Below are 21,518 nucleotides of genomic sequence, written 5' to 3'. Positions count from 1 at the left end.
ACATGAGCAGCGACGACCAGTCCGGCCAGCCCAATGAGCATGAAACGCGCGCTGACGCCGGTACCGCCGCCCGCCGCGCCGCAGCCCTGCAGGCACGCCAGCGACTGACTGACGCTGCGGGCCGCCCGTTCGGGTTCGACACGAATGCCATCCATTCGGGTTACGAGCCGGACGGCCAGACCGGGGCGATCAACGCGCCGATCTACGCGTCGACCACCTATGCGCAGGACGGAGTCGCCCGGCTGCGCGGGGGATTCGAGTACTCGCGGTGCGGCAACCCCACCGTCACGGCACTGGAGGAGACCGTCGCAGCGCTGGAGGGCGCGAAGTTCGGGCGGGCGTTCGCCTCCGGGATGGCGGCGACGGACACCGTCCTGCGCGCCCTGCTGTACCCCGGTGCCCACGTCATCCTCGGTAACGACGCCTACGGCGGGACGTTCCGTCTCCTCGACACCACCTACCGTGACTGGGGAGTGGAGGTGTCGGTCGTCGACACCTCCGACACCGCGCAGGTCGCCGGTGCACTGCGTGAGGACACGAAACTGGTCTGGCTCGAGACCCCCACCAACCCGCTGCTCGGGATCACCGACATCGCCGCCACGGCTGACGCGCTGAAGGGCCACCCCGCCAAGCTTGTCGTCGACAACACCTTCGCCAGCCCGTACCTGCAGCGTCCGTTGGCGCTCGGGGCGGACGTCGTGATGCACTCGACCACGAAGTACCTCGGCGGGCACTCGGACGTGGTGGGCGGCGTCGTCGTCACTGACGACGAGGATCTGGACGGTGAGCTCCTCTTCCTCCAGGGCGGTGTCGGCGCAGTGCCCAGCCCCTTCGACGCGTACCTGACGTACCGCGGCATCAAGACCCTCGGGGTACGCATGGACCGTCACTGTGCCAACGCGCAGGCCGTCGCCGAGTACCTGGACGGGCGTCCCGAGATCTCCCGGGTGCTGTACCCGGGGCTGCCCGGCCACACCGGGCATGACATCGCCGTCCGGCAGATGGACGGCTTCGGCGCCATGGTCTCCGTCCGCTTCGCCGGTGGTGAGGCACCGGCCCTGCAGTTCTGCGAGAACACCCGCCTGATCTGCCTGGCGGAGTCTCTCGGCGGGGTGGAGTCGTTGCTGGAGCACCCGGCGAAGATGACCCACCAGTCCGCCGCCGGGTCCGCACTGGAGGTGCCGGATGACCTGGTGCGCATCTCGGTCGGCATCGAGAACATCGATGACCTCCTCGCCGATCTCGCGCAGGCCCTGGACGCCCTGTGATCCCTGACCCCGCTGCATGCCGTATCGGGATCACCGCCGGTCACACCGTGTTGAACCTGGAGGTGTGGCACCCGGACTGGGGTTCGGCGGCGACAGAGGCCCTGCGCCGCAGCCTGTTCGGTGCGCAGGGACCGTCCGGCGACAGTGCGCCCGACGCCCAGGCGGCCACCGCGATGCTCGAGGCCGCGCTCGGTGCGGAGCGGGCGGACGCCTGGTTGGGTGAGGTGACCGTCACCGACCGCAGTCCCGGTAACGCCGTGAGCATGGCCGACGTGCAGAACCGGGTGGACCGCATGGCCAGCGAGGCAGTCGACCCGGACGGCCGTCCGGCTCGCACGGACCTGCACGTCGATCATGACGGGGTCCTCGCCACGGCGCAGGTGATCCTGCCGTTGTCCCCGACAGTGGCCCCGGGCTGTGACCTGCGCGTGTCGGTCACGCTGGTGACTGATGCGGTGGCGTCATCGGACCTGACGATGGCGCAGATCGAGGACCGCTCCGGTGCTGTCCGGGAGGCACTCGCCGACACTGTCGACGAGAACAACGCCGGGGTCCTCGCGGTCACCGAGTTCCGGCCAGGGGCGGACACGCTGCACTTCTACCTGGATTCGACATCCCCGGCCGTCGTCGACAGATCGGTGCTGAATACGCTGCGTACCGTCGCGTCCGCCTGGCAGTACGGGGACACTGTGGTCGACGAGGAGAAAGACCCCAGGTGGGACGCTGTCCGCGCCTACCGTGTGTGAATCATTCAATCCTGGGGAGGTGCCGTGCACGAATGTGTGAATCGGTGTGAATGTTTGCGAATGCGGTGTGAATGAGGGGCTCGGCGCCGGTACGTCCGGAGCTCTGGTGGCGTCGGTATCCACGGTGTAGCTTCAGAACCATGACCACACCAACATCCTCAGGTGCCTCGTCCACTACGGCTGCGGTGTCGGGCGGTGTCGTCCACGAACTGCCCGACGACCTGCGTGCCGCAGTGCTCGGTGGCCCACGGGGAGACGGTGACGACGGTAGCCCGTCGGTGAGCAGAAGCGTCCTGGAGCTGTGGGAGGACATCACTCCACTGGCCCGCAATGAATTCATCTGCTGGGTGGAGGACGCCAAGCAGTCCGCGACACGCGCCCGCCGCGTGCGACGTACCTGTGAGGAACTGGAGGAAGGCAAGCGCCGCCCCTGCTGCTGGCCCGGATGTAAACACCGCTGAGTGTGGGGACGGTGGGGGCCGTCGTATTCAGCCGAGCACGATCAGTGTCGCGGTAGCAGGTTCCTCCGCACGCAAGCTGTGGACGCGCCCTGCCTCGATGTGCACTGCCGAGCCGGGGGAGAGCGTCACCAGATCCGTGCCGCCGTCGCCGTCGCGTTGGACGGATACCTCAACGGTGCCGGCCTGCCCGAGAATCAGGATCGGAGCCGCCGCGGTGTGGTCCGCCATTACGTCGCCCTCGCGGAACGCCAGGCGGGTCACAATGGTCCCGTCGACCCGGGCGAGCCGCTCCACTGCGGGTTTCGCCTGCGTGTAGTCGGTGCGGGGGATGTCGTAGTCGGACTTCACGGTCCCGGGGTGAGCGTCCGCGAGGCCGTCGATGTACGTCCAGCCGTCGCGGGACTCCGTGTTGGCGGATGCGGAGTGTGGTGTAGGTGTCATGGTGAGACCCAGCCTACGTGCGAAACGCCGTTACACCCGTGGACGGCCCCGCGGTGTCGTGACCGTCCGGTCGCCGGGGATCCAGAACCGCAACGGCGCTTCCTTGTTCTTCGAGATTCCGATCCTGGGGCCCGCCACCCAGTCAACGGGAGTACTGGCGGCGCTCAGATGAAAACCGGTGGTACCCGTGGCGCCAGCGGCATCTGCAGCCTCGGCATGCCCGTCCTGCGATATCGACGATCCGTTGAGCTCAAGGTCGAGCCCGAGCGTCGCACCGAGGTTCCCCGGCCCCCGGGCCAGCCCGTCGTCGGTCGGTTTCGGACCGCGGCGCTGCCGGACCAGGTCCATGCCCTCGACCACACGCCCGGCACGCATCAGCACCCCGGCACCTGCACCCTCGGCTTTGCAGACCAGGTTGCCGGCACGGTGGATGCCGTAGCTGGCGTAGACGTACAGGCGGCCGGGAGGTCCGAACATCGTGAGACAGCGCGGTGTGGGGCCGTTGTAGGTGTGTGACGCGGGGTCGCCCTCGCCGGGGTAGGCCTCGACCTCGGTCAACACCACGGCGACCATGCCTTCGGGGGTGTGGCGCCGCAGGGTGGCGCCGAGGAGTTGTGGGGCGACGGTTTCGGGGGACGCGGTGAAGTCGATCATCCGTTCCATGGTGCCACTGACGGCACCGACAGTGTCGTCAGCGCCGTCAGCGCCGACACCGCTGCCGCGTCCGTCTCCTGCAGCATGAGCGGGTCCGTGCGTGGCATCGGTGAGATCGTCATGTCGGCACGCACCTCCTGCAGCGGAATGCCGAGCATGTGGACCCGCGGGTCCACCGTCCCGTCGACATGCACCAGCCGTGACGTGGTGAGGTCCACCTCCGGAGCCTTGGAGACGATCTCGGAGGATGTCTCTGCGCTGGAGAAGACGAACGGGCGCAGCCGGGCATCGCGCACCAGGGCGGCGGTGACGGGATCGGCGCTGTCGCGTGCGGACGGTTTGTGCAACCAGGCGTCCACCAGGGCGGTTGCCGCGACAGGGTGGTCACCGGTGGTTTCCGAGGACATGATGAACGCCGGTGCTTCCGGGTCAATCACCACCGTCGGGTGCCCGCCGAGGAAGCGGACGTAACCGGCGTCGACGAGGCAGAGCAGTTCGGCGGTCCGGAACGCGGGCGGTCCGGAGCCGACCATCTGGCCCACGCGACGCAGTTCCGCGTAGGCGCCGCGACGGGACTCCAGGGTGAATCGTCCGGGCTGGTCGGCGACCTGGGCGGGTTTGCGCGCGGAACCGATGACCTGCAGCCCCGCCTTGACGGCGGAGTCGGTGCCGAGTGAGGCCTCGTGCAGGTCGCGGGTGAGCCGGTCGGCGATGTGTGCGGTCAGTTCGTCGATAGTGGGGGTCGCCTCGCCGTCCGCCGTCCGACGGCGGAGGTAGGCGGCGACGGGATCGGCGAAACCGGGTATGTCGAAGCGGTCCGCGGCATCGGGCACCAGTGCCGCCAGTGCGGGGTCCTCGTGGAGCATCCAGGGGTCGTCGGAGTTGTCGATCACGCCGATGACGCCGGCGAGGAGGGTGTCGTCGGCCGACCCGCGCAGGAGGACGCGGTAGTACGCCTCGTGGGCGTCGCGCAGCAGTGCCGGCCACAGCCGGTCGCCGAAGTCGACGGATCCCGCCGGGGCGTCCGACGGAAGGGCGGTGAGTTCGGCACGGAACCGCGGCATCCGGGCGGCGGGCGGCAGGGCGTTGTAGACGGGTTTCGGCTGGTAGGGGTATCCGTGGTGGGAGGAGACGACGAGGCGCGGTTCGCGTCCCGACGGTTCGTAGCGCAGGCCGGAACGCGTGGAGTCGTCGCGCCGGAACCGTCCGCCCCGGTCGACGGTGACCATGGCCATGAGGTCGAACAACCCCATGCCGAGGCCCCGGACCACGACATTCTCACCGGCGGGGAGTGCGTCGGCATCCTGGTCGGCGGGGTTGCCCGGACGAACCCACGCCAGCTCGGGGTAGTGCTCCACGGACTGGGCGGTGAAGGTCTCCAAGGCATCGGGTTCGGTGTCGGTCCACCCCAGCGCCAGGACGGTGGCGTCGGCGTCGATCACGTTGCCGTCCTGCAGGGTGATGCGGTCGCGGCCGGCGTCGTCGGGTGAGGTGAGAGCAGTGATGTCGGTGGCGCGGGTGGTGTGGGTCTCCAGGTTCAGGCCCTCGGGGAGACGGGCGACGACCGTGTCGAAGACCCACTGCAGGTAGTGGCCGTAGAGGGCGCGCGACGGATGCGATTCAGGCCGTGACCCGGCGATCTCGTCGGCGAAATCGTCCGGGACGGTGGCGGGGTGGGCGGAGAACAGCGCGGTTTTCGCCCCGGTCGGGTCGGCCCCCTCCGGGCCGTCCTCCAGGGATTCGCCACGCAGCAGGCGGATCCACTCGTACATGGTCGGCCCCTCGAGCACAGGTGCGGTCACTGAGGACCCCGGTTCCGTGAACAGGGTGACGGCGTCGGCCAGGGTGTTCATGCACAGTGTGCGTGTCTGGTCGGTGCGCCAGATGCGGCCGGTGCCGACGGCGACGTCGTCGATGATGTGCACGGTGACCGGGCAGGTCGCAGGGGTGGCGGTGTGACTGCGGTCGCGCACCAGGGCGCTGAGTCGCTCGAGGACGGAGATGCCGCGTGGTCCGCCGCCGATGACGACGATGGTGGTGCCGGTGTGTCCGGTACTTCTGGTGCTGCTGGAGCTCATGGGCACCATGGTATCGCCCGGTCACTGCTGTGTTACTGTGGGCGCACCCTAGAAGAACAGACAGATCTGTTCAGTTCTGTTGAAAGCACTTTTTGCTGATGACGTTTCCCCACTCCCCGGCGGCCCGGCCGCCACGTCGACCGGTGCGGCGCATGGTCGTCGCCGTCCTCGCTGCGGTGACCTCCGTCGCCGTGGCCGCCGGTGTCACCGCCTGCGCCTCCTCCGACGGCGGACACCGCGACGCCGGTGCCCGTGAACTGGTCTACCTCGAGTCGCTCCCGTACAACTCGCTGTACCCGCCGGCCGCCGGCTTCTACCCCAATGGCGGCATCCTCAACAACATCACCGACCGGTTGTTGTGGCAGGACCCCGACACCCTGGAACTGCACCCGTGGATCGCCACGGACCTGCCGGAGATCAACGACGACGCCACCGAGTTCACCTTCACGCTCCGCGACGACGTCACCTACTCCGACGGCACGCCGCTGACGGCCGAGAACGTGGTCCGCAACTTCGACCTCTACGCCCTCGGCGACCCGGACCGCGGGTTGAGTTCCTCGGAGCAGATCAGTACCTACGAGCGCGGCGAGGTGCTCGACGACCACACGGTCCGTTTCCACTTCAGTGACCCCGAGCCCGGGTTTCCGCAGGCGACCAGCTCCTTCAACGCGGGCCTGCTCGCCGACGCCAGCCTGGAGCAGTCCGACGAGGGCTTCGCGCCGGGCAGTGCCACGAAGGTCATCGGTTCGGGCCCGTTCGTCGTCTCCGCCGAACAGCTCAACACCGAAGTCACCCTGGACGCCCGCGACGACTACGACTGGGCCCCGGAGGGGATCGGCCAGCAGGGCGCACCGCAGGTCGACCGGGTCAGCGTGGTGATCACGCAGGAAGACAGCGTCCGTGTCGGCGGGTTGAAGTCGGCGCAGGGGGACATCGCCCGACAGATCGAGGCACCTGAGGAACAGCACCTCATCGACGACGGCATCGGTGTCCTCTCCGCCCCGACGAACGGGGTCAACAACCAGCTCGCGTTCCGGTTCCGGCATCCGCTGCTGTCGGACATCCGGGTCCGCCAGGCGATCATCGCCGGGGTCAACCGCGACCGGATCCTGAGCTCGCTGTTCAGCGACTCCTACACCAAGGCGACCTCGGCCTTGGCCAGCACGGCCGCCGGCTACCGCGAACAGAAGGACGCCTACGTCTTCGACCCTGACCGGGCCCGTGACCTGCTCGACGAGGCCGGCTGGGTCCCGGGGCCGGACGGCGTCCGCGTCAAGGACGGCCAGCGGCTCAGCCTGACCGCCAACGACTCCGAGCAGCAGCCCCGCACCCGGGAGGTCATCACCATGGTCCAGGAGCAGTTGCGGGACATCGGCGTGGACGTCTCCCTGTACCCCGGGGACGTCGCCGCCCAGAAAGCGGCACAGGTCGACCAGGACCTCATCCAGCTCAACGTGACGATGGTCGGACGGGCGGATTATGACGTGATCAAGAGCCAGTACTACTCGCAGAACCGGAATCAGCTGCTCAACTATGACACCGGGGACGAGTCCGTCGGCGACCCCGAGCTCGAGAAACTCCTGCTCAAGGTGTCCGGCTCGGCGGACGAGGACGCCCGCGCCGCCGCCAGTGGCGACGTGCAGGACTACCTCACCGAGCAGGCCTACGTCCTGCCGTTCTTCGAGGAGCCGCAGGTGTACGGCGTGCAGGACTACGTGCACGGTTTCGCCACCGACCCGATCGGCCGCCCGTGGTTCTACCCGGTGACGCTCGACCAGAACGAGGAGGGGTGACAGCCGGATGGATTCACTGACCCCCGGCGCCGTCCTGCGGCGTATCGGACAATCCCTGGTGGTGCTGTGGGCGACGTTCACGCTCGCCTTCATCCTGCTCACCGCGCTGCCCGGGGACGCCGTGCAGACCCGCTACGCCAACCCCGAGCTGGGGCTGTCCCAGCAGGAGATCGCGCAGATGCGTGAGGCCTACGGTGCGGACGAACCGGTGCTGACCCGCTACTGGAACTCGCTGACCGGCATGCTGCGCGGCGACTTCGGCTTCTCCCTGGAGAACGGCACCCCGGTGTCCACCACCCTGGCCGAGGCACTGCCGAGCACACTGACCCTGGCACTCACCGGGTTCGTCCTCGCCGTGGTCGTCGCGGTGCTCATCGCCGTGCTGGCCACCTCCGGCCCGTTCGGCTGGATCCGCAGCGCCCTGCGCGCACTGCCGCCGCTGTTCATCTCGCTGCCGGCGTTCTGGCTCGGCATCATGCTCATCCAGACCTTCAGCTTCCAGCTCACCTGGGTCCCGGTGATCCACGCGAGTGCCGTCCAGGAGCTGATTCTGCCGTCGATCGCGCTGGCACTGCCGCTGTCGGCGCCGATCGCCCAGGTCCTGATCCGGGGGATCGACGACGCGACACGACAGCCCTATGTCACCGTGGTGCGTGCCCGCGGTGCCGGGGAGCAGTGGATCCTGTGGCGCAATGTGATGCGCAATGCGCTGCTCCCGGCCCTCACCATCGCCGGAGTCACCTTCGGTGAACTCATCGGCGGGGCAGTGATCACCGAGGCGGTGTTCGACCGTTCCGGCCTCGGTGCCGCAACCGTGGACGCGGTGTCCTACCGCGACACTCCCGTCCTGATGGCCGTGGTCGTGCTGGCCGCCGCGGCGTTCATCCTCGTCAACCTTATCGTGGACCTGCTGTACCCGGTCCTCGACGCCCGACTGCGTAGGACGGTGACGGCATGATGGTGTCGACTGTGCGATCCCTGCGACCTGGCGTGTGGCTCTCTGGCGCCGTCGTGCTCATCGCCGTGGCCTGGGCTCTGGTACCCGGCCTGTTCGCCTCCGGTGACCCGACGTCGTCCGGTGAGACCGCCCCACTGCTCGCGCCGTCCGCCGACCACTGGTTCGGCACCGACGCCGTGGGCCGTGACCTCTACACCCGCGTGGTGTGGGGCGCACGCCAGTCCCTGGCCGGAGCGCTGCTCGCCGTCCTCGTCGGCATGGTGGCGGGCTCATTGCTGGGGCTGCTCGCCGGTGCGCGACGTGGCTGGCTGGACGCGCTGGTCATGCGCATCGTGGACGTCCTGCTGTCCATTCCGTCGCTGCTGCTCAGCCTGTCGGTGATCATCCTGCTCGGCTACGGGACCTTCAACGCGGCCATCGCGGTGGGAGTCACCAACGTCGCCGTGTTCGCCCGGCTGGCCCGCTCCCAGGTGCTCAGCGTCGCCGGCAGTGACTTCGTCGAGGCGGCCTACGGGTCGGGCGGCACCGGGATGCAGGTCCTGTGGCGGCACATCCTGCCGAACTCGCTGACCCCGGTGATCGCCCTGGCGGCGCTGCAGTTCGGCAGCGCGATCCTGCAGCTGTCCACCCTCGGTTTCCTGGGCTACGGCGCGCCGCCGCCGACACCGGAATGGGGGCTGATCATCTCCGAGGGCCGTGACTTCATCGCCACGTCCTGGTGGCTGACCGTGCTGCCCGGCCTGGCGATCGTGCTGGTTGTCCTGGCCACCAACCACCTCAGCCAGTCGCTGCGGAAGGAGTCCTGACATGAGCGAGCAGAACGACAGGCAGGACAGGATGGAGTGGGACGACGGGTCGTGGCGCCCGGACACCGCCACCGCCCCGGCGCCCGGCCACCCGCCCGGACACCGCGACTCCGAGACCCCGCTGCTGGAGATCAGGGACCTGGCGGTGTCGTACCGCACCCGCCGTGGGGACGTCCACGCCGTGAAGGACGTCAACCTCACGGTCCGCCGGGGGAGGGTGACCGCCATCGTCGGTGAATCCGGGTCCGGTAAGTCGACCTCGGCGATGGCCACGCTCGGATTGCTGCCGTCCACCGCCACCGTGAGCGGCGAGATCCTGTTGGAGGGACGCAGCCTGCGTGATCTCTCACGACGTGAGTGGCGGATGGTCCGCGGTCGCCGCATCGGTCTGATCCCCCAGGACCCCAACAACTCCCTCAACCCGGTGAAGACCATCGGTGAATCCGTGGGCGAAGGTCTGCGCATCCACCGACGCGGTAACCGTGCGGCGCGCCGGGAGAAGGTCGTGGAGCTGCTGGGGACGGTCGGCATCGACAACCCTGAGCTGCGCTACACCCAGTACCCGCACGAGCTCTCCGGCGGTATGAAGCAGCGCGCGCTGATTGCCGCCGCTCTAGCGCTGGAGCCGGACCTCATCATCGCCGACGAGCCGACCAGCGCGCTGGACGTCACCGTGCAGCGCACCATCCTGGACCTGCTCGACCGCATGCGTGCCGAACTGGGCATCGGCGTCCTGTTCATCACCCATGACCTGGCGGTGGCCGGGGACCGTGCCGATGAACTGGTCGTGATGCGCTCGGGCGAGGTCCGGGAGGACGGTCCGACCGACCGCATCCTCACCGAACCTCGGGACGACTACACACGCCGCCTCCTGGCGGACGCCCCGTCCCTGGTCAGTGCCGTGGAGGCCGCAAGCTACCGCAGTGCCGTCCCCACCGAGGGCCGTAGCCCGCTGCTGCAGGTCACCGGGCTGCGGCAGGAATTCGGCTCCACCGTGGCCGTGGATGACGTGTCCTTCTCCGTCCTGCCGGGCACCACCCACGCCATCGTCGGGGAGTCGGGTTCGGGCAAGTCCACGGTCGGCCGGGCGGTGACCGCCTTCCGCCGTCCGACCTCCGGTGAGGTCCGGCTCGGTGACACCAGGGTGGATGGGCTGGATGCGAAGGGGCGCCGTGAACTGCGGCGGCGCGTGCAGATGGTCTACCAGAACCCCTACAGTTCACTGGACCCGCGGCAGAGCATCGGCAGTATCGTCGGCGAGCCGCTGCGGAACCTCTCCGAGCTCTCGAGGCCGGAGATCCGCGGCAGGGTCGACGGGATACTCGACCGGGTCGCGCTGGGCTCCGACATGACCGACCGGCGTCCGGCGGAGCTCTCCGGTGGACAACGTCAGCGCGTCGCCGTGGCCCGCGCGCTGATCCTCGACCCGGATCTCGTGGTCCTCGACGAGGCGGTGTCCGCCCTGGACGTCACGGTGCAGGCACAGATCCTGCACCTGCTCGACGAGCTGCAACGTGACCTCGGGTTGACCTACGTCTTCATCTCCCACGACCTGGCGGTGGTGCGCGAGATCTCCGACACCGTGTCGGTGATGTCTGGAGGGCGTCAGGTGGAAACCGGGCGTACCGAGGACATCTTCGAGCATCCGACCAGCGACTTCACCACCCGACTCCTCGACGCGATCCCGGGGCGGCGCTACCGCTCCGGAGGACTTAACCTGGGACTATGAGCGACAGCAGCGGAACAGACAGCACAGACATCATTGATTTCCTCGCCGGGATCCGCCCGGGTGAGAGAGTCGCGGAATTACGGCGTAACCGTATGCAGGCCAGGACGAATGCGCAGCACAGTTTCCGGGTGCTGCTGGAGGCGGGCGACGACGACGGGGACAGTGACGGGGGATTCACCGACACGGAGCGCTACGTCGTCGCCGCTTTCGTCGCCGGGCTGCACCAGGGACGCGGTGCGGCTTTCTACACCGACCTGCTCGGCGACGTGGTGGAGCGCGCTGTGGTCAATGCGGTGAGGGAGTCCGTCGACGCCGGGCTCACCGTCGGACCGTACGGCACCTACCGCGAGCCCGACCTGGCGGAGGAGTCCGTCGGTGGGCCGGAGTTCACGGTGGATCCCCGCGTGCGAGGTGTGCTCGGTCAGCGGCTCGCCGCAGCCCTGGAGTTCGCCCATCTGCTGGTCTTTCATCCGCGGGACTGCCGTCCGGAACGGTTGGCACCGCTGGCCTGGTGGGGGTGGACGCCGCGGCAGGTCGTGAGCCTGGCGCAGCTGATCTCATTCCTGTGCTTCCAGCTGCGGGCGGCAGAGGGGCTGACCGCCCTGAAAGCCGCGGATGCCGGCTACTGGCGGCTGACCAGTGGCCCCAGCCGCCGCCGCGGCGCCGCGCAGGCGCCCGACGAGTTCCCGCCGCTCTCCGGCGGCGCATTCGACGTCCTGACCTATCCGGACCTGCACCGTCCCACACGGTTCGTCAGCCACAGCCTGGGCTGGCAGCCGTGGGTGCCGCCGGTGGAGGAGAAGGACCTCACCGACCGGCAGCGCACCGCCCTGGTCGACCCCATGCGTGCGAAGTCCGCCTACTTCCGCCTGCTCGCCCACGACCCCGACGCGCTCGAAGCCAGGACGCTGACCGACAAGGACATCTTCTACAACGTCACCGACGGCGCCGGACGCGCCGAGCGTGAGATCTCCGCGGCGGTGACCAGCCGCTACAACGGCTGCGTCTACTGTGCGTCGGTGCACACCGGACGCGCGCTGCAGGAATCCACCGGTCGGGAGGACGACATCCAACGGCTCTGCGACGACGGCGTCGACGCCGATCTCGGCTCCGAGCCGTGGAACGCCATCGCAGCAGCCTCCGTGGCACTGACCTCGACTCCTGTCAGTTTCGGTGTCGACCATGTCCGGCGCCTCCGCGCTGCCGGACTGGATGACGGCTCGGTCATCGACGTGATCAACGGCGCCGCCTTCTTCAACTGGGCGAACCGGCTGATGCTGTCACTCGGGGAGCCGGAGCTTCCGGCACGCTTCCGGTAGGGCGTACCGTGGTCGCCATGACAGAATTTCCCACGACTTCCCGCATCGCCATTCCCGGCACCGATCTGGAGATCACCCCGCTGAACCTCGGCGGGAACACCTTCGGCTGGACATCGGACGTCCAGGAGTCCTTCGACGTGCTGGATGCGTTCCTCGCAGCGGGCGGAAACTTCATCGACACCGCCGACATGTACTCCCAGTGGGGCGAGGGGCACTCCGGCGGAGAGTCCGAGACAGTGCTCGGCCAGTGGTTCGCCGACCGCGGCAACCGCGACAAGGTGGTGCTGGCGACGAAGGTCGGCGCCATCCAGGGCGCTGAGGGTCTGGCCCACGACACTGTCGTCGCCAACCTTGACCGGTCTCTTGAACGGCTGCAGACCGACCGTGTCGACCTCTACTACTACCACTACGACGACGAGTCGGTGGACATCGCCGACCAGGTCCGTACCGCCGCTGAACTGGTCGATTCCGGCAAGGTGCGCTACATCGGACTGTCCAACTACTCCACCGACCGGATGCGTGAGTTCTTCGAGACGGCACGTGAACTCGAGCTCGACCACGCCATTCCGCTGGCCATCCAGCCGCAGTACAGCCTGCTCGCCCGGTCGGACTACGAGGACGGCTACATGCAGGTCGCCGAGGAGTACGGCGTAGGTGTGTTCAGCTACTTCTCCCTGGCCTCGGGACTGCTGACCGGTAAGTACCGGAGCCGTGAGGATCTGGAGGGCGCTGCGCGCGAGGGACAGACGGGCGGCTACTTCGAGCAGGACGCCGACCCGTTCACCGTGGTCGATGCCGTGGTGACGGTCGCCGAAGCCCATGACGCTGAACCGGCGTCGGTGGCCCTGGCCTGGCTGCTGGCGAAGGGGGTCACCGCTCCGATCGCTTCGGCCCGCACCCCGGAGCAGGTCGCCCCGCTGATCGCCGCGACGACTCTGCAGCTCAGTGACGAGGAGATCGCCGATCTCGACGCCGCCTCCGACGGTTTCTGAGTAGAATCGGGGGCATGAACACGCATGCTCCGGACAAGAACGCAGGCGGCCCTCAGGGTCTGCCGGTGATCCGCCCCGAGGCCGCTGACGGAGGCGATGCCGGTGAGATCCGTTCGCTCACCGCCGCCGCGTTCGACGGCATCGAGCAATCCGACGGGCATGAGCCTGCGATCATCGATGCGCTGCGTGAGGCGGACGCGCTGACCCTGTCCTTGGTCGCGGTGCGCTCCGGCTGGGTGATCGGCCACATCGCCGCGTCCCCGGTGACCCTGACCGCCACCGGCGGCGAGGTGTCCGGCCGGTGGTTCGGGCTCGGACCGTTGTCCGTGTCCCCTGCTCACCAGGGAGAGGGTATCGGTGCAGCTCTGATGCGGTCGGCGCTGGAGATTCTCGACACCGCCGAGGACGCCACCGGTGTCGTCCTCCTCGGCGACCCGACGTACTACGACCGTTTCGGGTTCGCGGCCCGTGAAGGCCTCGTCATGGAGGGGCTGCCGCAGGAGAGTGCCGCCTACTTCCAGGCGCTGCGGTTGGACGGGGAATCGTCCTATCCGCACGCGGTGGTGACCTACCACCCCGCGTTCGGGGCCTAGTTATGGTGACGCCCGACCTTTTCTCAAGTCTGGTCACCATTCGCACCCCTTAAGAAGCTTAATAAATGAAAGTCCCAGGTCAGTTTTTCTGAAGCTGATGTTGGGGTGCGATATCTGACAGAGTGGGTATCTGTCACACCCCGGCGGCGGGGCTTCCCGGGTGTGAGCGGCCCGTGACGATAACATGTGGACCGCTATGGATTCGACACAGACGCAACGCGGAAATCAGTACCGGGGCCACCGCAGGGACATTGATGGCCTGCGTGGTCTGGCGATCGCGTTGGTGGTGGTGTTCCACGTGTTCGTCGGCCGGGTGTCGGCGGGTGTGGACGTGTTCCTGCTGTTGGGCGGGATTTTCTTCTTCAGTCCGCAGATCCGTAATGCGCTGAATCCTGCGGGGTTGACGGTGGTGCAGTCGTTCCTGCGCATTTTCCGTCGCCTGTACCCGGCACTGATCACCGTCGTCACCGTCGCCGTCGTCAGCGCACTGATGATATTCAACAGGGTGCGTTGGCCCGAGGTCGGTGAGGATGCCGCCTCGTCGCTGCTGTACGTGCAGAATCTGCACCTGGCCAATCTCGGGCAGGAATACTCCGCGGTCAACCGTGAGGTCAGCGTCTTCCAGCACATCTGGTCGATGTCGGTGCAGATGCAGATCTACCTGGGCTCGCTGCTGGTCATTGCGCTGGTGGCTGCGATGTTCCAGCGTCACGTCCGCTCCAGTTCACAGGTGTTGCACTGGTTGCTGGTGGGTGCCACGGTGGCGAGCTTCGGTTACGCCACGTGGTTGGGCAGTCATGATCAGGGGGCGAACTACTATTCGCCGTTGTCCCGGTTCTGGGAGATCGGCCTGGGTGGGCTGTTCGGTATCTGGTTGTTGGGACGTGTGCTGCCGGCGGCGTGGGCACAGCTCCGGCTCGTCGCCGGGGTGGCTGGTCTGGCGTTGATCATCGGCACAGGTCTGTTCCTGGATGGTGCGGCGCAGTTCCCCGGGCCCTGGACGCTGGTGCCGTTGGCGGGTGCGGTGTTGGTGGTGTTGGCCGGGAATCCGGTGGAGGGTGACGACGCGGAGTCTGCCGCGTCATCCCCGTCGTCCCCGTCCTGGGTGACCATGCTGTTGTGCACCGCGCCGTTCCAGTTCCTCGGGCGTATCGCCTACAGCCTGTACCTCTGGCACTGGCCGGCGCTTGTCCTCGTGACCTACCTGATGTCAGACGGCGCCGATGTCGCCGAACCCGGGGGAGGTGCGGGTGCGTTCTTCAACGGCATCACCGCCACCCTCGGGAACGGGGAGGGGATCGTGGTCGGCACGGTGGTGGTCGTGACGTCCGTTCTGCTGGCGTGGGCGACGTACCGGCTCATCGAGACTCCGCTGCGTCAACGGGCCAAGCCCGCGCGCTCCATGGCGCTGAGTCCGGCCTACGTGCGCCAGTCGGTCCGCGGGCGTCGCGGTGTCATTGGTGCTGTGTCTGCACTGGTCATGGTCATCGCGACGGTCGGGGTCGTGTCTTTCGGGCCCGTGATCGAACACCGCAACGAGCAGGCGGCCGCCACCGACGCCGATGACGTCGATCCTGCCGACTACCCTGGCCCGGCTGCTTTCCTCGCGGACGTGCCGGTTCCGGATGACATGCCGGTGCAACCCGACCCCGCTGTCGGTGAGGAGGAGATGCTCCCTGACACACAGCCCGACGGATGCTTCTCCGGGTTCGCGGAATCCAATGTGATCCTCACCCAGCAATTCAACTCCACCGACACCCCGTGTGCGTACGGGGACGTGAACTCCGACCGCACCATGTACCTCGCCGGCGGGTCGCACTCCGAGCATTACCTCAACGCTCTCGAGACGATCGGTGAGGAGCAGGGCATCAAGATCGTCCCGATCCTTAAGATGGGCTGCGTCCTGGGGATGAATCTGCCTCATCTCAGCGGTGACCCGTACCCCGAGTGCGCGGAATGGAATGACAAGGCCCAGCAGTACATTTTCGAGAACCCTCCGACGGACGGGGTGTTCATGCCGGTGACCCGCCCGACCATGATCGAGGGAGACGGTCCGGACATGGTTCCCGTCGAGTACATCGACATGGTGCAGCGGCTCACCGACGCCGGCATCCACACCTGGGGTGTGCGGGACACCCCGTGGCACATGGCAGGACCAGGGGTCCAGGGCAACGCCCGGCTCTGCGTCGCCGAAGGCGTTGACGGTGACTGCGGTATCGCAGAGGAGACCAGCATGGCTCCGGTGAACCCGGCGTTGGAGGCGTACCAGGGCCTGGACATGACCCCGCTGGACCTCACTCCGGCACTGTGTCGCGACGGCCGCTGCCCGGCGGTCGTGGGCAATGTACTGGTGTACCGGGACGGGCAGCACTTCACCTCGTTGTTCTCCTCACTGCTGGCCCCGGAGATCAGTCGGCAGATGTACGACGCGCCCCCGGCACTGCCGGAAACGCCGCTGCCGTAGTTTTCGCCCTGCCCGTCGCGGGTGGCATGCTGTACCGGTTATGAACGGCAGAGAACCATTTGTCCAGGAACGGACTGCCCCGGCACCCCGTTCTGCACTCCGGCGCACCGACATCGACGGTCTGCGTGGTCTGGCGATTGCGTTGGTGGTGGTGTTCCACGTGTTCGTCGGCCGGGTGTCGGCGGGTGTGGACGTGTTCCTGCTGTTGGGCGGGATTTTCTTCTTCAGTCCGCAGATCCGTAATGCGCTGAATCCTGCGGGGTTGACGGTGGTGCAGTCGTTCCTACGGATATTCCGTCGTCTGTACCCGGCGTTGGTCACGGTGGTGGGGGTGTCCCTCATTGCGGCACTGGTGGTCTACGCGCCGGTGCGCTGGTCGGACGCCGGAATGGATGCTGCGGCATCCCTGCTGTACCTGCAGAACCTGAATCTCAGTGCCCAGGGCAACGACTACGCGTCCATCAGTACCGATGTCAGCGTCTTCCAGCACATCTGGTCGATGTCGGTGCAGATGCAGATCTATCTGGGGGCGCTCATCGTGATCGCGCTGGTGGCCGTGGTGTTCCGCCGGCGTTCACGACGGGACGACCAGGGACGTCCCGCGTGGCGACTGGTACCTTCGCCTTCCTGCTGGGTGTGGCCACGGTGGCGAGTTTCGTCTACGCCACCTGGTTGGGCGGTCATGATCAGGGGGCGAACTACTATTCGCCGTTGTCCCGGTTCTGGGAGATCGGCCTGGGCGGCCTGTTCGGCATGGTGGTTCTGGGGCGTGTCCTTCCTACGGTGTGGCGGAGGCTGCGGCTGATCGCCGGTGTGGTCGGTCTGGCGTTGATCATCGGGACGGGGCTGTTCCTGGATGGCGCGGCGCAGTTCCCCGGGCCCTGGACGCTGGTGCCGCTGGCGGGTGCGATGCTCGTCATCCTCTCCGGGAACCCGGTCGCGGGGGAGTGGGACGCCCGTACGACCGGTGTGACTGCGCTGTTGTCCACCGCGCCGTTCCAGTTCCTGGGACGCACCGCCTACAGCCTGTACCTGTGGCACTGGCCGATCCTCACTCTGGTCACCTTCCTCGTCGCCGGTGGTTCCGGTGCCGAGACTGCGGAGTCTTCGTCGTCCGCCGCCGACGGACTGCAGGGAGTGACGGCCACCCTGGGAGGGAGTACCGGGGCAGCGGTCGGTGCGGGTGTCATCGTCGGGTCGTTGCTTCTTGCCTGGTTGACGTTACGGTTCATCGAACTGCCGTTGCAGCAGACCCGTCGCCCCCGACGCTCGTGGGTCGTCGGCGACCGCGCTTATCTGCGCGCCGCGACGCAGAGCAGAGGAAAGGTTTCCGTCGCCGCCGTCATGGTCGTCGCCAGTGTCGCCGTGATGGTCTTCGGGCCGACGGTCTCGACCTACAACGAGACCAGCGCCGCCACACTGGCGACCGAACCTCTCGACGTCGACAACTATCCCGGGCCCGCCGCATTCCTCGACGATGCCGAGGTCCCCGACGGCGTCGAGGTCGTCCCCGACACCACCGAGGTCGGCCCCATGATGCCGAAGACCCAGGACGACGGCTGCTTCGCCGGTTTCTCGGAGACCGAGCTCATCCTCACCGAGGACTTCAACGACTCCGATGAACCCTGTGCTTATGGTGACACCGGCTCCGACCGCACGATGTACCTCGCCGGAGGCTCGCACTCCGAGCACTTCCTGCCGGCGCTGGACGAGATCGGGCAGGAGCAGGGCATCCGGATCGTGCCGGTCCTGAAGATGGGGTGCGTGGTCGGTATGGCACTTCCGCGCGTCAGCGGCGACGACTACCCGGAGTGCGCGGAATGGCAGCAGAAGGCCCAGGACTACATCGTCGACAATCCGCCGACCGACGGGGTCTTCATGACCGTGACCCGTCCGACCACCATCCGTGGTGACGGGCCGGACCTGATCCCGCCCGAGTACGTCGACGTGATCGGCAGGTTCTCCGACGCCGGTATCCACACCTGGGGCGTGCGCGACACCCCCTGGTTGATGACCGGCCCTGGCAAACAGCTCGATGCGCGGGTCTGTACCGCTGAGGAACGCGATGGTGACTGCGGGGTCGCACAGGACGACGCCCTTCTCCCGGCGAACCCCGCGCTTTCCGCTCTTGACGGTCTGGACGTGACCCACGTCGACCTGACCCCCGCGGTGTGTCGTGACGGGCGCTGCCCCGGTGTGGTGGGCAATGTGCTGGTCTACCGCGACACCCAGCACCTCACCGACAGGTTCTCGGAGCTGCTGGCCCCTGAGATCAGCCGCCAGATGTTCGACCCGGAGGCCCAGGTCGAACAGTCCCAGGCGCCGAAGCTGCAGCGGCGGCAGATGAGGACGCAGGAGATGCGGGGACGCGTGCCGGCCAGGACGTCTTCCGGCTGCCGAAGCCGGGTGAGGACGGTTACGTTGAACCGGAGACGCCAGAGGAACCGGCGGCGCCGGCCGCGCCGGACTCCGGTTGGGTCGACCCGGGCTACGTCGACCCGGGGTACGTCGACCCTGGCTGGGCTCCGGCATACTGAGCAGTATTGCCTGACCGGAGTGTCGTAGGCGGTTATGGGCTGAGAATGGACTTAATATCTAGTCCGACATGAAGTCGACATACCCAGACTCCCGGACCCGGTCGGCACCCGTCCTCGGTGGACGCCGGTCGGACCGTCGTACCCACCGTCGTGACATCGACGGCTTGCGTGGGCTGGCCATCGCCCTGGTCGTGATCTTCCATGTCTTCGTCGGCAGAGTGTCCGCCGGCGTCGACGTCTTCCTGCTCATCGGCGGCATCTTCTTCTTCGCGCCGCAGATCCGCAACGCGCTGAACCCGGCCGGGCTGACCCCGGTGCAGTCAGTGCTGCGCATCGTCCGGCGGCTCTACCCGGCGCTGCTCACCGTGGTGTCGCTGGTGATGGTGCTCACGCTCATCATCTACCCGGTCTCCCGGTGGGCGCAGGCCGGCGGTGACGCGGCGTCCTCCCTGCTCTACGTCCAGAATCTGCACCTTGCCGCCGAGGGCAAGGAGTACTCCGCCGTCAACCGGGACGTCAGTCTCTTCCAGCACATCTGGTCGATGTCGGTGCAGATGCAGATCTACCTCGGATCCCTGCTGGCCATCGTGGTGCTGGCCGCCCTCTTCCGGCGCAGAGGCCGAGTGGGCTCCCGGATTCTGCACCGCACGCTGTCGGTGGCCACTCTGCTGAGTTTCATCTACGCCGTGTGGCTTGGGTTCCACGACCAGGCGGCGAACTACTACTCGCCGTTGTCCCGGTTCTGGGAGATCGGCCTGGGCGGCCTGTTCGGCATCTGGATGGTCGGCCGCGGTATCCCCTGGATATGGCGGTGGCTGCGTTGGCCAGCCGGGGTCACCGGTCTGGTGCTGATTATCGCCACCGGCCTCGTCCTGGACGGTGCGTCGCAGCTCCCCGGGCCCTGGACCGTCGTCCCGCTGGCCGGTGCGATGCTCGTCATTGTGGCGGGCACGCCGGTGACGGAGCCCGACGGTGACCGCATCCGCGCTGCTGCGGAAGGCCGCACCATCGCCTCGGTCGGTGTGACCCGCCTCCTGGAGGGCCGCCTGTTCCAGTTCCTGGGGAAGACCTCCTACGGACTGTACCTGTGGCACTGGCCCTTGCTGGTCCTGGCGACCTACCTGTTCTCCGAGACCACCGGCACGCAGGGGCAGAGTGAGGGGGAGGGGAGCGGTCTCGCCGGTATCACCGCGACACTGGGGACCGGACGGGGTGTCGTCGTCGGCACCGGTGTGATCGCCCTGTCACTGCTGTTGGCGTGGGGCACGCACCGGTACGTGGAGACCCCGTTGCGACAGAAAGGGAAACCGGAACGCTCCTGGATACTGTGGGACCGTCGGTACTGGGCGTCCCTGCTGCGCTCCCGGGCGAAGGTCGTCACCGTGGCGGCACTGGTCGTCGTCAGCGCGGTGGTGTTGTCCTCGGAACGCCTGGTGCAGATGGGTACCGTCCGTCCCCCCACCCTCGTGGCCGGCGTCGACGGCCCTGAATCCGGGGACTACCCGGGCCCGCGGGCCTTCCTGGAGGACATGCCCGTCCCCGACGGCGTCGACGTGCAGCCCGCCCCGGTCTTCGACCCCGAGACCATGCTGCCGGAGATTTCACTCGACGGCTGTCTGGTCGGAGTCGAGGGGGAGGACCTGATCCTCACCCACGACAAAGGCGCCTCTGATGTTCCCTGCGCCTACGGCGACACGGACTCCGACCGCACCATGTACCTTGCGGGCGGGTCACACTCCGAACATTTCCTCCCCGCACTGGACGTCATCGGACGAGAGCGGGGGATCAAGATCGTGCCGCTGGTGAAGATGGGGTGCGTCCTCGGCATGAAGATCGAGCGTATGAGTGGCGGAGACTACGGGGAGTGCTACACCTGGCAGCAGAAAGCGCAGGACTACATCCTCGACAACCCACCGACCGACGGGGTCTTCATGGCCTCGACCCGTCCCACGGCGCGCACCGGTGCCGGGCCGGACCAGGTGCCGGACGGCTATGTCGACACGGTCCGGACGTTCACCGAGGCCGGCATCCACACCTGGGGTGTGCGGGACAACCCCTGGCGGCAGTCCGACGGGACGTTGGGCAACTCGCTGCTGTGCGTCGCGGACGGCGGTGACCCCGCCGAGTGCGGGCCGTCCGCCGGCGGGCTCCTCGAGCGTAACCCCGCCCTCGACGCCTACAGCGGACTGGACATCACCCATATCGACCTCACCGCCGCCTACTGCAGGGACGGCGTCTGCCCTGCTGTCGTCGGCAATGTGCTCGTCTACCGGGACGGGAACCACTTCACGCCGACCTGGGTGACGATGATGGCCCCGGAGGTCGAACGCCAGATGTACGAGCCGGACCCGTCCGAGGAACAGCAACGTGTCGTCGCAGCCGCCGTGCGGGCGACGGACGGGGACGGGGCAGGGGCGACGGCCCCGGCCTTGGCACCGAAGGACGTGTACCGGTTGCCGAAGCCGCAGGTCCCCGTCGTGCCCGATCCCGCGCCACCGGTCGTCGTGGATCCGGGCTGGGGCGGGTCGGGATACGTCGACCCCGGCTGGGGCGAGCCCGCCTACGCGCCGCCGTACTGACGCCCCTCTGGTCAACCCCGTTCACCTGGGCCGTCCTGCAGTCGCCGACACCCCCGTGTAACGCTCCGCGGCCTGGATGTGTTCTGAAACCGGCGTACGG

At 67.8% G+C, this 21,518-nt stretch carries 16 protein-coding genes and 1 pseudogene; 14 read left to right on the top strand and 3 right to left on the bottom strand.

Annotated features, from left to right (window positions below; genetic code table 11):
• Positions 1 to 2 precede the first annotated feature (2 nt).
• From BJF89_RS12665 to BJF89_RS12655, 3 genes are all read left to right on the top strand, one after another.
• On the top strand, positions 3 to 1,268 hold the full coding sequence (locus BJF89_RS12665; protein ID WP_075815298.1) for a cystathionine gamma-synthase: 1,266 nt from the start codon (positions 3 to 5) through the stop codon (positions 1,266 to 1,268).
• Positions 1,265 to 2,014, top strand: coding sequence for a hypothetical protein (locus tag BJF89_RS12660; RefSeq protein WP_075815297.1), 750 nt, complete (start codon positions 1,265 to 1,267; stop codon positions 2,012 to 2,014). Before BJF89_RS12665 ends, BJF89_RS12660 begins: the two co-directional genes overlap by 4 nt.
• A 140-nt stretch (positions 2,015 to 2,154) precedes the next feature.
• Entirely contained in the window at positions 2,155 to 2,475 is a 321-nt protein-coding gene (locus BJF89_RS12655; RefSeq protein ID WP_075815296.1) for a YdeI/OmpD-associated family protein, read from the top strand.
• A 27-nt stretch (positions 2,476 to 2,502) separates the two neighbouring features.
• Here BJF89_RS12655 and BJF89_RS12650 read toward each other — a convergent pair whose 3' ends face one another.
• Genes BJF89_RS12650 through BJF89_RS12640 form a run of 3 tightly spaced genes read right to left on the bottom strand, consistent with a single transcriptional unit; the run spans position 2,503 to position 5,648 of the window.
• Complete coding sequence (locus BJF89_RS12650; protein WP_083650741.1) at positions 2,503 to 2,916, bottom strand: hypothetical protein; 414 nt, start codon at positions 2,914 to 2,916, stop codon at positions 2,503 to 2,505.
• A 30-nt stretch (positions 2,917 to 2,946) separates the two neighbouring features.
• On the bottom strand, positions 2,947 to 3,570 hold the full coding sequence (locus BJF89_RS12645) for a DNA-3-methyladenine glycosylase (RefSeq protein WP_075815295.1): 624 nt from the start codon (positions 3,568 to 3,570) through the stop codon (positions 2,947 to 2,949).
• Positions 3,567 to 5,648, bottom strand: coding sequence for an FAD/NAD(P)-binding protein (locus tag BJF89_RS12640; protein WP_075815294.1), 2,082 nt, complete (start codon positions 5,646 to 5,648; stop codon positions 3,567 to 3,569). The genes BJF89_RS12645 and BJF89_RS12640 overlap by 4 nt, the downstream gene beginning before the upstream one ends.
• Positions 5,649 to 5,746: 98 nt before the next feature.
• On the opposite strand from BJF89_RS12640, the gene BJF89_RS12635 reads away from it, so the two are divergent.
• The 11 genes and pseudogenes from BJF89_RS12635 (at position 5,747) to BJF89_RS12585 (ending at position 21,418) form a co-directional block, all read left to right on the top strand.
• A complete protein-coding gene (locus BJF89_RS12635) occupies positions 5,747 to 7,441 on the top strand; it encodes a TIGR04028 family ABC transporter substrate-binding protein (protein WP_075815293.1) in 1,695 nt (564 codons plus the stop codon).
• A gap of 16 nt (positions 7,442 to 7,457) precedes the next feature.
• Positions 7,458 to 8,399 (top strand): ABC transporter permease, encoded by a 942-nt coding sequence (locus BJF89_RS12630; protein WP_075815403.1) that lies wholly within the window; start codon positions 7,458 to 7,460, stop codon positions 8,397 to 8,399.
• Positions 8,399 to 9,205 (top strand): ABC transporter permease, encoded by an 807-nt coding sequence (locus BJF89_RS12625; protein ID WP_083650775.1) that lies wholly within the window; start codon positions 8,399 to 8,401, stop codon positions 9,203 to 9,205. The genes BJF89_RS12630 and BJF89_RS12625 overlap by 1 nt, the downstream gene beginning before the upstream one ends.
• Position 9,206: 1 nt before the next feature.
• Positions 9,207 to 10,934 carry an ABC transporter ATP-binding protein gene (locus BJF89_RS12620; protein WP_255372640.1) on the top strand — a complete coding sequence of 576 codons (1,728 nt, stop codon included), beginning with the start codon at positions 9,207 to 9,209 and terminating at the stop codon, positions 10,932 to 10,934.
• Positions 10,931 to 12,253: an alkylhydroperoxidase domain protein gene (locus BJF89_RS12615; RefSeq protein ID WP_075815291.1), complete on the top strand. Its 1,323-nt coding sequence runs from the start codon at positions 10,931 to 10,933 to the stop codon at positions 12,251 to 12,253. Before BJF89_RS12620 ends, BJF89_RS12615 begins: the two co-directional genes overlap by 4 nt.
• Positions 12,254 to 12,270: 17 nt before the next feature.
• A complete protein-coding gene (locus tag BJF89_RS12610) occupies positions 12,271 to 13,245 on the top strand; it encodes an aldo/keto reductase (RefSeq protein WP_075815399.1) in 975 nt (324 codons plus the stop codon).
• A 14-nt stretch (positions 13,246 to 13,259) separates the two neighbouring features.
• A complete protein-coding gene (locus tag BJF89_RS12605) occupies positions 13,260 to 13,838 on the top strand; it encodes a GNAT family N-acetyltransferase (protein ID WP_075815290.1) in 579 nt (192 codons plus the stop codon).
• Between the two features lie 196 nt (positions 13,839 to 14,034).
• A complete protein-coding gene (locus BJF89_RS12600) occupies positions 14,035 to 16,302 on the top strand; it encodes an acyltransferase family protein (RefSeq protein WP_075815289.1) in 2,268 nt (755 codons plus the stop codon).
• Between the two features lie 40 nt (positions 16,303 to 16,342).
• Positions 16,343 to 16,798, top strand: a pseudogene (locus BJF89_RS19675) (acyltransferase family protein); the annotation flags it as partial.
• Between the two features lie 107 nt (positions 16,799 to 16,905).
• On the top strand, positions 16,906 to 18,867 hold the full coding sequence (locus BJF89_RS12590; RefSeq protein ID WP_075815287.1) for an acyltransferase family protein: 1,962 nt from the start codon (positions 16,906 to 16,908) through the stop codon (positions 18,865 to 18,867).
• A 40-nt stretch (positions 18,868 to 18,907) separates the two neighbouring features.
• A complete protein-coding gene (locus BJF89_RS12585; protein WP_075815286.1) occupies positions 18,908 to 21,418 on the top strand; it encodes an acyltransferase family protein in 2,511 nt (836 codons plus the stop codon).
• The last annotated feature ends 100 nt before the right edge of the window (positions 21,419 to 21,518 follow it).

The organism is Corynebacterium sp. CNJ-954 (assembly GCF_001942345.1).
Lineage (GTDB): Bacteria > Actinomycetota > Actinomycetes > Mycobacteriales > Mycobacteriaceae > Corynebacterium.
The sequence above is the reverse complement of the archived record's forward strand: the minus strand, read 5'-3'. Positions and strand labels throughout refer to the sequence as shown.

Excerpts from the sequence above, each read along its gene's own strand:
- BJF89_RS12665 (WP_075815298.1), top strand. The coding sequence starts at position 3 with ATGAGCAGCGACGACCAGTCCGGCCAGCCCAATGAGCATGAAACGCGC.
- BJF89_RS12655 (WP_075815296.1), top strand. The coding sequence starts at position 2,155 with ATGACCACACCAACATCCTCAGGTGCCTCGTCCACTACGGCTGCGGTG.
- BJF89_RS12650 (WP_083650741.1), bottom strand. The coding sequence starts at position 2,916 with ATGACACCTACACCACACTCCGCATCCGCCAACACGGAGTCCCGCGAC.
- BJF89_RS12645 (WP_075815295.1), bottom strand. The coding sequence starts at position 3,570 with ATGATCGACTTCACCGCGTCCCCCGAAACCGTCGCCCCACAACTCCTC.
- BJF89_RS12640 (WP_075815294.1), bottom strand. The coding sequence starts at position 5,648 with ATGAGCTCCAGCAGCACCAGAAGTACCGGACACACCGGCACCACCATC.
- BJF89_RS12635 (WP_075815293.1), top strand. The coding sequence starts at position 5,747 with ATGACGTTTCCCCACTCCCCGGCGGCCCGGCCGCCACGTCGACCGGTG.
- BJF89_RS12625 (WP_083650775.1), top strand. The coding sequence starts at position 8,399 with ATGGTGTCGACTGTGCGATCCCTGCGACCTGGCGTGTGGCTCTCTGGC.
- BJF89_RS12620 (WP_255372640.1), top strand. The coding sequence starts at position 9,207 with ATGAGCGAGCAGAACGACAGGCAGGACAGGATGGAGTGGGACGACGGG.
- BJF89_RS12615 (WP_075815291.1), top strand. The coding sequence starts at position 10,931 with ATGAGCGACAGCAGCGGAACAGACAGCACAGACATCATTGATTTCCTC.
- BJF89_RS12610 (WP_075815399.1), top strand. The coding sequence starts at position 12,271 with ATGACAGAATTTCCCACGACTTCCCGCATCGCCATTCCCGGCACCGAT.
- BJF89_RS12605 (WP_075815290.1), top strand. The coding sequence starts at position 13,260 with ATGAACACGCATGCTCCGGACAAGAACGCAGGCGGCCCTCAGGGTCTG.
- BJF89_RS12600 (WP_075815289.1), top strand. The coding sequence starts at position 14,035 with ATGGATTCGACACAGACGCAACGCGGAAATCAGTACCGGGGCCACCGC.
- BJF89_RS12585 (WP_075815286.1), top strand. The coding sequence starts at position 18,908 with ATGAAGTCGACATACCCAGACTCCCGGACCCGGTCGGCACCCGTCCTC.